At 44.9% G+C, this 14,314-nt stretch carries 8 protein-coding genes; 2 read left to right on the top strand and 6 right to left on the bottom strand.

The genetic code is table 11. The features are described from left to right. Positions 1 to 21: 21 nt before the first annotated feature. The 6 genes from ACZ41C_RS10600 to ACZ41C_RS10575 form a co-directional block, all read right to left on the bottom strand. On the bottom strand, positions 22 to 2,337 hold the full coding sequence (locus tag ACZ41C_RS10600; RefSeq protein WP_464561278.1) for a glycoside hydrolase family 3 protein: 2,316 nt from the start codon (positions 2,335 to 2,337) through the stop codon (positions 22 to 24). A gap of 20 nt (positions 2,338 to 2,357) precedes the next feature. Next, the gene (locus tag ACZ41C_RS10595) at positions 2,358 to 3,968 is read right to left on the bottom strand and encodes a carboxylesterase/lipase family protein (protein ID WP_138258718.1); all 1,611 of its coding nucleotides are present in this window, start codon (positions 3,966 to 3,968) and stop codon (positions 2,358 to 2,360) included. A 52-nt stretch (positions 3,969 to 4,020) separates the two neighbouring features. After that, on the bottom strand, positions 4,021 to 5,388 hold the full coding sequence (locus tag ACZ41C_RS10590; RefSeq protein WP_464561276.1) for an FAD-binding protein: 1,368 nt from the start codon (positions 5,386 to 5,388) through the stop codon (positions 4,021 to 4,023). A 9-nt stretch (positions 5,389 to 5,397) separates the two neighbouring features. After that, positions 5,398 to 6,315, bottom strand: coding sequence for a sugar phosphate isomerase/epimerase family protein (locus ACZ41C_RS10585; protein WP_464561274.1), 918 nt, complete (start codon positions 6,313 to 6,315; stop codon positions 5,398 to 5,400). Between the two features lie 46 nt (positions 6,316 to 6,361). Then, positions 6,362 to 7,063, bottom strand: coding sequence for an NUDIX hydrolase (locus tag ACZ41C_RS10580; RefSeq protein ID WP_138258721.1), 702 nt, complete (start codon positions 7,061 to 7,063; stop codon positions 6,362 to 6,364). Between the two features lie 108 nt (positions 7,064 to 7,171). Next, positions 7,172 to 10,789, bottom strand: a complete 3,618-nt coding sequence (locus ACZ41C_RS10575; RefSeq protein WP_464561272.1) for an alpha-L-rhamnosidase — start codon at positions 10,787 to 10,789, stop codon at positions 7,172 to 7,174. 178 nt (positions 10,790 to 10,967) lie between these two features. Here ACZ41C_RS10575 and ACZ41C_RS10570 point away from each other — a divergent pair, with 178 nt between their 5' ends. Further along, a complete protein-coding gene (locus ACZ41C_RS10570) occupies positions 10,968 to 11,990 on the top strand; it encodes a GntR family transcriptional regulator (RefSeq protein WP_138258723.1) in 1,023 nt (340 codons plus the stop codon). A gap of 174 nt (positions 11,991 to 12,164) precedes the next feature. After that, on the top strand, positions 12,165 to 14,270 hold the full coding sequence (locus ACZ41C_RS10565; RefSeq protein ID WP_464561270.1) for a bifunctional aldolase/short-chain dehydrogenase: 2,106 nt from the start codon (positions 12,165 to 12,167) through the stop codon (positions 14,268 to 14,270). The last annotated feature ends 44 nt before the right edge of the window (positions 14,271 to 14,314 follow it).

The following is a 14,314-nucleotide window of genomic DNA, read 5'->3' as shown; positions in this document are numbered from 1 at the left end:
GTCAATTGGTTATTTGATTTTTTATTTATACTTCGAAACACGCTCGTCGGTAATGAGCCCATTCCAATTTAGTCCGAAGGCGAAATCATATACATTTCTAGCAGCATCCGTGTACGGCACCATATCCCTTGGTACATCCTCAAATTGGGTTTCTACCGTGGCCATATCTGCCGGCATTTGAAAAGGCAGCAATGCCGATGGTTCGGCTTCTCCTGATATGATTTCCAAAAGTGCCTGGTCCTGCACCCCAAAGCCCACTAAAATGGCATCGGATTGTTTTTCGACTTCAGAGAAGACCATGGGGTTGGTAGTATGTACAACTGTCAACACAGGTTTGCCTTTCATGAGCGATTTTGTTCTCACTACCAATTCGGCATCGGACTTATTTGCTGTGGAAACCGATTTATTTCGATAGCTTCTATTCGTAAAATCTTCCAACGGGTCACCGCCTGCGATACTTTCCGCCCGAGCTTCGGTCGCCGTATAATCGCCGTATTGCAGACTTATCGGGAAGTACCCGTTACCACCCTTTTCAACATCGGCCTTATCATACCCTATTCCAGAAGAGGGACTTTCTATAAAAACCAATGCGATATCCGCAGCGTTTGGATCATCGGTCACCTCAAAATATTTTTTGACCAAATTCATGTTCACCGGATAGTCGTTGGTGGCCGGACTTTCCATACCCAAAAAATTTCGGCTTGCCGCCACGTAGCGCTTAGGCACATATACTTTCTGCTTTTCCTTCAAGGGAAGCACATTGTTCATATTTTTCAAAAGGACAATGGATTGAAGCTGTGCTTCGAATCCGGCTTTCATAAATGCCGGTTGACCTACCACTTTTTTCGTTTCCGCCGGTGCCACGTACGGATTCTCAAAAACACCAACCCTAAAGATATTCCTCAAAAGACGTACTGCGGATTCTTCCATGCGTGCCCGCATTTTTTCCTCCCCATGCTCCTTTATACCCATTTCATAGGCATCCAAAATGGGTTGGGCGTTATTGTTGCCGCCAAACTGGTCCACACCGGCCATCAAGGCTTTGTAGTGAAGTTCAGCTTCGGATAGGTTTTCCAGTCCCCAAGGCTTTCCATCGATGAAATTGTCCATAACGGTATGCTCATGGGTCACGCTCCAATCCGTACAGACCACCCCATCAAATCCATATTTTCCTCGGAGTAAATCCTTTATTATGTATTCATTGTATCCATTCCCAACATTTTCCCCATTCTTGGTATCCTGGTTCCAGGAAATGGTATAATAGGGCATGACCGCAGAGGCCATTTTAGTACCGCCATCTAGTTTAAAGGCACCTTCTAAAAAGGGAATCATGTGCTCATCGAAATTATTACCTGGATAGACGGCATATTTTCCCGCACCGTAGTGGGCATCCCGACCCGCTTCCCCAGACCCACCACCAGGCCAATGTTTGACCATGGCATTGACACTTTCAAAACCCCAACCACCGTCTTGGGAAGATTGAAATCCGTCCGTATAGGCTCGTGCCATATCGGCCGCCAGTTTTGAGCTTTCGCCAAAAGTGCCATTAAAGCGTGCCCATCTGGGCTCCGTGGCAATATCGATTTGTGGCGAAAGGGCCGTAGTAATTCCCAAGGCCCTGTATTCCTTGGAAGCGATTTCGCCGAATTGCCTCACCAAATCTGGGTTAAAACTGGCGGCCATTCCCAGTGAACTTGGCCACATGGAAATCTCCCCGCCAGAAGCGGCATCGTATTCCATACGGGCGACCGTACCGTGTCGCGGATCTGAGCTATTATTGGCTGGTATGCCCAAGCCGATACCCTCACAAAAGGCCTGCAACTTATTGTTCCATTGGGCAGCAATCTCGGGGGACTGTACCGTGGTTATCAATACGTGACGCAGATTATCGGTTTCAAGGAACTGTTTCTGTTGATCTGTAATGTCGGATGGATCCGTTTTTCCCTCGGTAAAGGGTTCTCCATTATAAGTACCTGAGAAATACCCATTCGGCCTTGCTGGAATCGATTGATGGCCCGAGTACAACATGAGGCCAGCAATTTGTTCAACGCTCATTTTCCTGGCCAGATCCATTGCCCTTTCATCAACGGTCAGACGCCAGTCCTCATAGGTATCCAATTCCCCGTTCCTGTTTAGGTCCTTGAATGCAAAACCTTCAACGGTCAATAGTTTTACTCCAGATTCCGGGTGATAGCCCAAGGTAGCGCCCCCTATATTTTTAACCAGGGAATAGCTGTCCACTACTTCCTCCGTAAACTTGGGAGCCGTTTCACAGCTGGCGACTACCAGTGCAAGGCTGCAAAGTAACAGAGGCGATATTTTATGAAATATTTGCATACTTTATATTTTGAGTGCGGTTAAAGGCTTGATGTCAACTCAAAAAGCTCCTTATCCAATTGGGGCTTCACCTCGCAGCTAACATCAAAATGCATGGTTGCCGTATTCTCTTCCGTGTAGGCAGGCCATTCCGGTAAATTATCCGTATTGGGATTTCCGGTCGTGGCGAAATTGATCCACGCCTGGCTCATCTTATCGGCCAAGGCATGAGCTTCCGCACCACCACCTGTCATTTGGTTGGCCTTGTCCACCGTATTAAAAACAAAGGGAAGTTCCATACAGTGTAGCGATTTGTATTTGCCGTCAAAAACCGGGGATTGCCACGTAAATAAGTACATATACACATCGGCACCACCTTCCAAGCTTGATTTAGTATTTGCCTGTGCCACTGCACCTGGTCTGAATCTGGTATCCACGTCCAATAAGTCCTTAGGGTCCGTGTCATTTGGATAGGCCTTTTTAACCGCAGCGATGTAATCATCGGCCTTATCCTTGTACGTATCCTTGATATGTTGCATAATTTCGGTCTCGTTAGCTTCCAAAAACCGCATATTGGCGAATGGTGCAAATTCGTTCTTAACGGTTCCTATCATTAAAGGAATGTTCTTGGACAACTCAAAAGCTTCGTCTGAATTTACCTGATAAGGCAAATCCTCCCCATCCCTGCTGGGCCCCCAGTTCAGTCCAAAACCTATGACCGGCTTTCCAGAATCCTTCATTTTTCGGGCGACATTTTGTAATGCCTTGGCACTGGCATCGGCCAATACTTGGAACGGTATCTTTTGAATACTATCGATGTTGGAGGCATCCAATCCCAAAATAGAAATGGTTTCCGCCGCTATCGCCTGCGTATCTTCCTTCTCCAAAATACCGCTTCTCATGGCCCCGCTCTGGTTGATGGCCTTATGAAAAAGTCCTTTTGCCTTGGGCATGGCCATCAAAGTATTCACCTTGGCCCCACCCCCGGACTGACCGAATATGGTTACATTGTTGGGGTCGCCACCAAAATTCCCGATGTTCGCCTTTACCCATTCCAGGGCCATGACCATATCCAATATACTGTTGTTGGCGGAGTGCTTGTACTTTTCTCCATAGGCCGATAAATCCAAAAAGCCCAATACATTCAAACGGTGATTGATGGAAACCACGACCACATCCCCTTTTTTACTGAGGTTCTCCCCGTCATAGGAAGGGAGTTCATGACTTGAACCCGCCGTAAAACCACCGCCGTGAATCCAAAACATAACGGGCCTTTTTTTGCTATCCGAAATACTTGGGGTCCAAACGTTCAAACTAAGGCAATCTTCGTTGGTATAGCCCCAATCATGATCGAACACAAACTCCGATTCGTCCTGAACCGAAGTGGTAGGCGTCATCAAAGGAGCCACAGGACCGTACATGGTGGAACTGCGTACGCCTTCCCAGGCTCCGGGCTTTACGGATGCTTCAAAACGTTCCGCCTTGGCATAGGGAATTCCCTTATAGGTAAAAATTCCATTTTGGATATATCCGCGAACCTTGCCGCTTTCCGTATTCGTAACGGCTACATCCTTACCCGTGGTCACTTCTTGGGCCATTGTGGCCAAAGTAGTCATTGCCAGAAACAACGCATTTAGTACTAATTTTTTCATTTTCTTCGTGTTTGAATGAACTTGGTATTCATAGAAAATCCTAGTAGGACCACTAGGAATAAATGTTCGTGTTTAAATAATCATTTTTGAATTTCCCTTCTGGGTCATGTTGCTTGGCCAATGCCAGAAAGCCGTTGAATTTGCTATACCTACTGGCTAATTTTTCCCGTGATATGGTAAAGAGTTTGCCCCAGTGTGGTCTGTAATTAAATGGCTCCAGTTCTGCCTCAATCATTTTAATAAGCGCCCCAACTTCTTCAGGGTTTTGTTTCCATGTGAAATGGATGGCCACACAATCCTGCTGATAACAAGGGCTCATCCAATAATCATCTGCCGCTATCGTACGTATTTCGGTAATCATTAATTGCGGAGAAATAAGGTCCCTCTTTTTTTCCAAGGTCAAAATCGCATCCAGTGCCTGCTCCGTGGGTACAAAAAATTCCGATTGCAATTCCTCTCCGCTACTGGGCGTAAAGCCCATTTTAAAGTGGGGCAGGCGATCGTACCAAGGTCCGGGAACTCCCATTTGGCCAGTACAGTTTTCTGCGGACAATTCCGTAATGGGGTGAAGGTTTCTAGTGGCGGCCTTTGCACCAAAATAAGTATCGCCCAAATCCTTTACTTCTTCATCCGTTCTTCTCTTGACCCAAACCTGACTTATTTTTTGGTCTTGCCAATCTGTAAAAAGACTCACACTATATCCCCCCGATAAAATTTCCTCAAAATTTTCCTGAAGGGACTCCAAGGGCAGTTCTTGAAAAACGTCCTGGCGCACCTCAAAAGTTTTCTGGATATCAAAGGTCATTTTGGTAATGATGCCCAAGGCACCCAAATTAACGATGGCACCATCAAAGGCTTCATGGCCCCGTTTTAAGGTAATCAATTCACCCATTCCGTTCACCAATTCAATGGCAGCGACACCTGTGGCAAGATTTCCATTTTTTACACCTGAACCATGGGTCCCCGTAGCACAGGCTCCAGCAACTGAAATGTGTGGTAAGGAAGCTAGATTATGCAGGGCATATCCTTTGTCATGAAGTTCCGGGGCAAAATCCCCATACTTGGCCCCAGCACCGACGGTAACCGTCATGTTTTCCTCATCCAATTCCAGAACCCCTTTAAGGTTTTCTGTCGAAATTTGGTTCAAGGGGCTATCTGCAATATTGTTGAAACAATGCTTGGACCCCAAGGCTTTTTGGGCGCTCAATTGCTTCACCAATTTCTGAACTTCTGCGGCCGATTTTGGAACATGAAGTTTTTCCGCTTTATAAGTATAATTGCCGGCCCAGTTTTTACGGATAGGATCCAAAGGCAAATCTTCGGACATCTTGGCCTTTTCCATTTTACAGGAAGCCAAAGGATTAATAGCGGTAACCGCGGCAAAAGCCGCGGTGGTTTTGATGAATGTTTTACGTTTCATGTTCGGTGTTTATTCAAATCCGAACTTCTTCAAGCCCTCATGGCTGATTTTAATGGCTTCCAGCGGTTTAAGTCCGTCAAAGGTCATATCCTGTTCTACCATATAATACTCCATACCGGACAGCTCCTTTTTCGCTAAAATCCTACCGAAATCAATGGTTCCCTCACCTACGGGCGCAAATCTGCCCTGGTCGTCCATATCCTTTACGTGCCATAATTTGAATCGGCCCGGATATTTCTCAAAATACGCTACAGGGTCCGCACCTGCTTTGGTCACCCAATACAGGTCCATTTGGAAGTTTACAAATTCCGGATTACAGTTTTCCAAGAGATAGTCAATCATAACCACATCGTTATCTCCTTTTTTGAACTCGAAATCATGGTTGTGATACAACAGTTTAAGACCTGCCGCATTCGCCTTTTCGCCCAGGGTGTCCAAAATATCGGCCAATTCTTGGGCCGTACCTTTCATGCCCATGGTCCTATCTTCCATATTGAAGGTAAACATTCCCATTGGGGGAACGGGCACCACAAAGTATTCAAAACCGGCCGCCTTGACATCGGCCATCATCTGATCGGCATTCTCCAAAGTAACGGAACCTTGATGCGTACTTACGGGGGTCAAACCTACCTCGGCCAAATAAGCCTTGAAATCCGCTGGGGACATATCATAAAATTTCCCATCGGCATAACTTGCGGCCTCGATATTTTTATAGCCGGCATCGGCCACCGCCTTGAGGGTGGTTTTGGCATCGGTACCCATGTCTTCCCGAACGGTATAAAGGGCCAATCCACCAAAATCAGTCTCTTCCTCCACTACAGTCGCTGGAGTCTCCGTTGCCTCACTTGCCTTATCGGCTTTTTCCTTACAGGAAAAGACCAACCCAGCCGCAACCAATACAAATACATTTAAGATTATTTTTTTCATGTTCATGTTGTTACTAATTATCGATTTATGTTTAAACTCAAAATGCTTATTTGAAACTGTATAAGTAAGGTGCCTTATGCGCCTTTCCTTGAAACAGTTTTTCGTGCCTTACCAGTATTTCCATGGACAGCATTTTTCGTTGAAAAGTGGTACGACGTATTTTTTCGCCCAAAATGGCCTCGTATACCTCCTGTAATTGCCGCATGGTGAACTTTTGGGGCAGCAGGTTGGTACCAACGATTTTTCGATCCAGATTAACGCGTAGGACTTCAAGCGCCTTATCCACCATCTCCTTGTGATCCATCATCAGTGGAGGCAGTTCGTCAATGGAATACCAGTTGATACTATCCGAAAGTTCATCGGGCCTTAGACTCACCTCCTCATAATTGATCAAGGCGTAATAGCCTATGGAAAGAAATCTGCCCAACATCCATTGGTGTTGCTCCAAATCCAGTTTGTTTTCGGTAAGGATCTTTTCCATGATCTTTGGGTCTGACCTTTCCAAACTTCCAAAGGTGTAAAACTGCTCCAAGTAAATATCCTGTAATCCCGTACGCTGACTGACGCCGTTTTTTACGGCATCGTCCAGACTTTGGTCCATCTTGACAAATCCCCCCGGCAATGCAAAATAGCCGGTATTGTGGTATTCCAACACAAGGATTTTCAGCTGGCTACCATTAAACCCGAATATGACGGAATCATATGACACATTCTGAATATAATCCCGCTTTTCTTTTGAACTACTCAAATTCAGTACTTTTAAAATCCCAAAGTATCAAATAACGAACAAAATGGACAGAAAACAAAGCATTATTGTAACAAAATGAGACAATAATTGAAAGGATTCCTTAATCCACTACTCACTTATTTCAAACATATATCTGCCCGATATCAATTCCAATTGTATCTGACTAGTCTCACCCTTTGAGATAATTTTGACACCCTTCGCTTTTTTAAGCTTCTTGCCATTAACCAAAACTTTCTTAATGGAATCAGTATCCAAATACAATGTAGCACTGGTATTGGCGGGAACGGTTGCGGTATAATTCCAACCGCCCTCGACCCATTTCCAAGCACTCCCGATGCGCCCGTACATGCTATCATAATACCCCTTGGCAAAGGTCATTTTCTTATCCGGATCCGGGGTAGGCTGCAATATAAAATGTTTAAAACCGGGGGTATCCTCATCCCGTTGTATGCCCAGGGAATAATTGTACATCCAGGCCGCAACCGCCCCAAAGGAATAATGGTTGAAAGAGTTCATGCTATTGTTTCCACCGAAGCCGTTCTCAACCGTATACGAATTGAGCCGTTCCCAAATGGTAGTGGCGCCGTTCTTTACCGAATACAACCATGATGGATAGGACGTTTGTTGCAGTAGCCTGTACGCAATTTCACTTTTTCCATTTTCCGATAGTGCAGGGTTCAAGGAAGCGGTTCCAATAAAACCGGTCATCAAGGAATACTCCGGACGTACGATGCCCAGTTCATCTTCATTGGTTCTTTGGATGGTTGCCACCAAGTTGGAAACCGCCTTTTCCTTATTCGTTTCGTTCAAAACACCCATTCCCAAAGGAATGGCGTACGATGCCTGCGTGTCCACAAAATCGCCCGCCTTTTTTCGCTTGTCCTCCGGCAAAGGAGGGCCAAAACGCATGCTTTGGTTTCCAAGATGCAATGATTTACCGGTTTCACTATCAACATAAGTGTCATTGAAGAATTTCTTACGCTCTTCATATTTCCTTTGGAAGGTTTCGGCATCGGCTTCTTTGCCGAGCAGCTTTGCGGTTTTTGTCAATATTTCCAAATCCCTAAGATGGTAAGCTGTCCAAAAAGCCGTATCCTCGTTCTTGAATCCTTCCGGACTCAACCAATCGCCCAAGGGACCTTCATTGATAACTCCTGTCTCAGAATTAATTTTTGAACTTAAAAATGCCTCATAGCGGTTCATGGCATCATAATGTTCGGCCAATAAAGCCAAATCACCATATTGTTGATACACTTCCCAAGCCACAATAATACCGGCACTTCCCCATAGGGTCCCGCCAAATCCGCCCCCAACCGGAGCTACATCGGTAAAGCGTCCATCCTCGCGTTGCACATCTCGCATGGCGAGCATATGCCTATCCAAAAAAGGCTCCACGTCCGCCAAGTAGGTAGATGCTTTTGAAAATACGTTGATATCACCGCTCCAGCCCATACGCTCGTTCCTAGCAGGGGTGTCCGTTGGAATGGATAGGAAATTTCCGCGTAAGGACCAGGTAATGTTTTCCCAAAGTTTGTTCACCAATTCATTGGAGGTTTCATAATTGGATGAAAGACTATCAATGGAACTGATGACCAACCCTTTTATATTTTCCATGGGTACCGGGGTATCGACCCCCGTAATTTCCAAAAACCGAAAACCGTGAAAGGTGAAACGCGGCCTTATGGATTCCTCCCCACCTTTTCGAATGTAGATGTCCTGTGTCAAGGCCGCCCTAATATTTTCCAACATGACCATGCCCACATTGGGGACGTATTCCCGTAAATCTGGGTATTTTACCTCGGCATATCGCAAGGTAATGGTGTCACCAGGTTGTCCCGGCGGAAGCTTTATTTCTGCAAAACCCACCATGTTTTGGTTCATGTCGTATACATACACCCCTGGCCTTACTTCCTCCATGGACACTGGACGCATTTCCTTAACAATGGAGACATTCTCCCCAATTTGGCCCATAATCCTTAGATTTTCATAGGTAAGACCGTCGTTGGGATAGGTGGTACCTTCCAAAGGAACTTCTTTTGCAGGTTTCCAAGATGCATCATCAAAACTGGTTGTAGACCAACCTTCTATAGAAGCTTCCTTGGTCGCGTCATATACTTCACCTTGGAAAAAACTACCATACTGAATGGGTCCATCGGTAAAGAGCTTCCAATCGGTATCATTGGTCGTTACCACCTTTTCGGTACCATCCTCATAGGTAATGATCAATTGTGCCAGTAAGGACTGGCGATCACCAAAAAAGTTCCAATGCTCCCCACTATAGGTAATGTTCCCGCTCCACCATCCTTCGCTCAACCATGCACCCAGTGCATTTTGTTTACCCAGCATATCCGTAACATCATAGGTCTGGTACATGTGGGTCTTGTTGTATTGCGTTAACCCGGGATTGAAGTAGTCATTTCCAACCCGTTCGCCGTTCAGATACAGTTCATAAATACCCCTGGCCGTTACGTACAATCGGGCCTTGGCTATTTTTTTACCGGATACTTCAAAAGTAGTTCTGAGCATAGGCGCCGCATTCCTGCTTGGGTCGGCCACCGTCAAATTGCCTTCCTTTCCTCCCGAAATAGCCAATCCATCTGACTCCAAAACCAAATTGGAATCGTTTTGGACAGCTTCCCTAAAAATTCCTTTATACGCATCGGCATTCATTAAATCCTCGGAAAATAGCGCATTGGACGGGGCCCTATAATTTTTGATTTTTATATCCGAAAAATTGGCCTTTTGATTTTCGCCCATATAAAAACCGATATCCGCAACCATGGGAAAACTGATATAATCATTTCCCCTACCGACCGGATTTAGGTTGAACCCAACCCTTCCCCGTGGTGGTGGGGTGGTGTCGTCATCTCCCGATATCTTGTTGCCGGAGCCCCAACCATCCAAGAAAACCTCGAACAGCCCAAAATTGCAAGCCGTATGAAAGGTGTGCTTTTCATATTTGTTCTCGTTATTGATCAATTCCAATGGTACGTCATAACTTCGGAAGGTCCGGGCATTGCTATCATTAGGGTCATATCCCACCCGATATACATTGAATTTTGCCAGGCCAGCGTCTGAACCGTCAACGGCACTTATATCCAGTTCAAAACGAATAAAACTTTCATCCTTTCCGGAAACGACCCCCTGCATGTTCTTGTCCTTGTCCATTAACCGCCTATCGTTCGCCCCAAACACAAAGGAAGCCTTCGTGCTTTTGGACTTTTCATCTAGCTGTAGCCCGTACTCCAATTTAAAAACGGACAAATAATGGGAGTATAAGACCATGTCCTCCTCTCCGCCCCCGATCCATTGGGCATTGTTCCATTGGCCCGAATTTGGGTCGTTATCCATAAGTCCTGTTTCAAACCACGAAGCATTTGTGGACACTTTATCATCCTGGTCCCAAACCGAGAGATTCCACGTATAGCGTGTTCTTGGTTGTAATTTTTCGCCGGCATATGGGATGGCCAAGGATGCATCACTCGCGATCCTCCCACTGTCCCAGACCAACTCACCATCCTCCGTTTGCACCTGTATTTGATACCCTGTCTGAAATTGACCGACCAACTCCGTATTGGTTTCCATTTGCCAACCGAATCTAGGGGTCTCTACATCTATGCCCATTGGGGTGGGCAGATATTCCACTGTAAGTTCCTTGGTAGGGGTTTGGGCAAATACAATTGTCGTTGATATAAACAATGTAACAAGCGATAGTATCCTTTTCAAAATATTCAATTTTAATTTTCGAGTCTTCAATCTCTTTGTTCGAACTTGGTGAAGAATTTGTGAGGAAATATATTCCTTAATTTAAAAACAACCGTTACGTACTGTTAGGTATATATTATAAAAGTGAAGAGATATCACTTCCCTAATTTAGTATATTCGAAAATATTTATACCCTTCCATGCTACATCTCATTGACATAATTGAAGATTCCAAGGTTCCAAAGTACAAGCAGATAATCAATTCCCTGTTTGCGGCCATTGAAAATGGCGACATCAAAAAGAACGATAAGCTGCCTTCGGTCAATGAACTTTTGATAGAGTTCGATATATCCAGGGATACCATCGTAAGGGCCTATGACTATCTGAAAAAAATGGAGCTCATAGAATCCGTTCCCGGTAAAGGTTATTACATCAAGAAAGATGACTTGGTCCTTAAGGCCAAGGTCTTTTTGTTGTTCAATAAGCTAAGTGCCCATAAGAAAATCATCTACGATGCCTTCGCCAAGGAACTAGGGGATAGCGCCACCATTGATTTCTTTATTTACGACAATAATTACAGGCAGTTCAAGAATTTGATCGAGGCCAGCAAATCTAGGGAATACACGCACTATGCCATCATTTGCCATTTTGAGGAAGGCGGCGAGGACCTCATCAATTTTATAAAGACCCATATTCCATCGGAAAAATTAGTCATTCTTGATAAACGCGTAGAACAGTTAGGTGATTCCGTAGGATGTATTTACCAGGATTTTGAGAAGAATATTTACGAAGCCCTTGCCGAACTGAATCCGCAATTGAAAAAGTACAAACAGATCAAATTACTCTTGCGCAAACGCACCTATCATCCTATCGAAATAAAGAATGGCTTTATAAAATTCTGCGGACAATACGCCTATGACTTTAAAATTGTGGAGGAAATAGAGAACGAGACCATTGAAAAGGATACGGCCTACATCAACCTTATGGAAAACGATTTGGTCATCCTCATCAAAAAAATAAAGGAAACCAATTTTGTGCTGGGAAAGGATGTAGGCATCATTTCCTACAACGATACCCCCTTAAAAGAAATCCTTCTGGATGGCATTACGGTAATCTCAACCAATTTTGAACAATTGGGAAAAGAGGCCGCAAAATTGGTCATCAATAAACAAAAACACCAAAAGGAGAATCCATTTTACGTGATTCTCAGAAAGTCATTGTAACACTAAAAAAAGTAACAGAACAGTTCGGAACAGGTTTGAGAACCGATTTATGTAATCTTGTAATCATTACATTTAGGTACTGTGCTGGAAAAAATCCTTTCTTAGGTTAAAGAGATAGGTACTAAGGTGTAAGGCAAAAAAACGATAATAATACCTGTACTAAAAAAAGTTTTAATGAATGCACATACGAAAAAGTTTAAACATGTAGACTACCTCTGGGATGATGAGAAAGCGGCCGCTTTAGAGGACGATCAGGTTGCCTTGTTTCTTTATAGATCCAATATTTTGGGTGCGGATTTACGAATCACCAATTATGGAGGTGGAAATACAAGCTGTAAGACCATAGAAAAGGACCCATTGACCAATGAGGATGTGGAAGTCATGTGGATCAAAGGTTCCGGTGGGGATATAGGAACCTTGACCAAGGCCGGAATCGCCGGTCTTTATACGGAAAGACTTCGTAATCTTAAAAATGTATACGGTGGTTTGGAAGACGAGGATAGAATGGTGGGTCTTTTCAATCATTGTATCTATGATCTGGATAGCAAGGCACCGTCCATTGATACCCCGCTCCACGGTCTACTGCCTTTTAAACATATTGACCATTTGCATCCGGATGCCCTCATAGCGGTGGCCGCCGCAAAGGACAGCGAAAAGGTGACCAAGGAAATATGGGGCGACACCATGGGATGGGTGCCTTGGCAGCGGCCTGGTTTTGATTTGGGACTTCAGTTGGAAAAATGCCTGAACGATAACCCAGGCATTCGTGGTATTGTATTGGGTAGCCACGGATTGTTCACTTGGGGCGATACGTCCTACGAATGCTACATGAATAGCTTGGAAGTCATTGAAATGGCCTCTGAATTTATCGAAAAGAAAATCAAGGAGAATGGAAGTGTTTTCGGGGGACAAAAAGTGACCTCACTACCCGAAAAAGAACGAAAGGAAAAAGCAGCGCAATTAATGCCTTTATTACGGGGACTTTGTTCTTCCGAAGCTAGAATGATCGGTCATTTTAACGATAGTGATGTCGTTCTTGAATACATCAACAGTAAGGATTTGCACCGATTGGCCCCCATGGGTACCTCCTGCCCCGATCATTTCTTGAGAACGAAAATCCAACCTTTGGTGCTGGATTTGGATGTGAACGAAGACACGAACGATTCCGATGCCCTATTGAAAAAATTGAAACCTGCATTCGAAAAATATCGTGAGGAATACAAGGAGTACTACGAAAATTGCAAACGGCCCAATAGTCCGGCCATGCGTGACCCTAATCCGGTCATAATTATTTACCCGGGAGTGGGCATGTTCAGTTTTGCCAAAAACAAACAGACTACTCGGGTCGCCAATGAATTTTATGTAAATGCCATTAACGTCATGCGTGGGGCCGAAGCTATATCGGAATACACTTCTCTTCAAAGACAGGAAGCGTTCGATATTGAATATTGGTTGTTGGAAGAGGCCAAATTACAACGTATGCCCAAGGAAAAACCGCTTTCCAGAAAAGTGGCCTTCGTTACGGGAGCAGGAGGAGGAATAGGCAAGGCGATCGCCGATAAATTGGCCCAAGAAGGCGCAAACGTCATTTTAAGCGATATCGCCGAAGACCGATTGAAGGATGCCGTGGACATCTATCCCAGGGACGTAGCCAGCTACGCCGTTTGCGATGTCACCAAAACGGAATCCATTGCGGAGGCTTTTAAAAAGACGTGTTTGGAGTTTGGCGGTGTGGATATCGTAATCCACAGTGCAGGTTTGGCCATTTCCAAACCCTTAACGGATACCACGGATGCCGATTGGGAAATTTTACAGAACGTCCTGGTCAAAGGTCAGTTTGAACTGGCCAAGCAAGGCGTGGCCATTATGCGACAGCAAGGTCTGGGCGGTGATTTCATAAATATCGCCAGTAAGAACGGATTGGTTTCTGGCCCCAACAATGTTGGATATGGAACCGCCAAAGCGGCACAACAACACATGTCTAGATTACTGGCGGCAGAATTGGCCTCCGATAAGATTAGGGTAAATGTCGTGAATCCGGATGGTGTCATCGTTGGTAGTAAGATATGGGAAGGAGAATGGGCCGAAGGACGCGCCAAGGCCTATGGTATTACAGTAGACGAACTTCCCGCACATTATGCCAAAAGAAACCTACTCAATGAAATTATCTACCCAGAGGACATTGCCAATGGGGTTTTTGCCCTAGTCGGCATATTGGACAAATCCACTGGAAACATTATCAATGTTGATGGGGGTATGGCCAATGCATTTGTAAGATAATCGTGTTAATTTTAAGTTGAGGGGAATCTCCACAAGCATTTTGC

It is taken from the genome of Maribacter sp. C-4077 (assembly GCF_055378385.1).
This window is presented reverse-complemented; position numbering and strand designations above follow the sequence as displayed.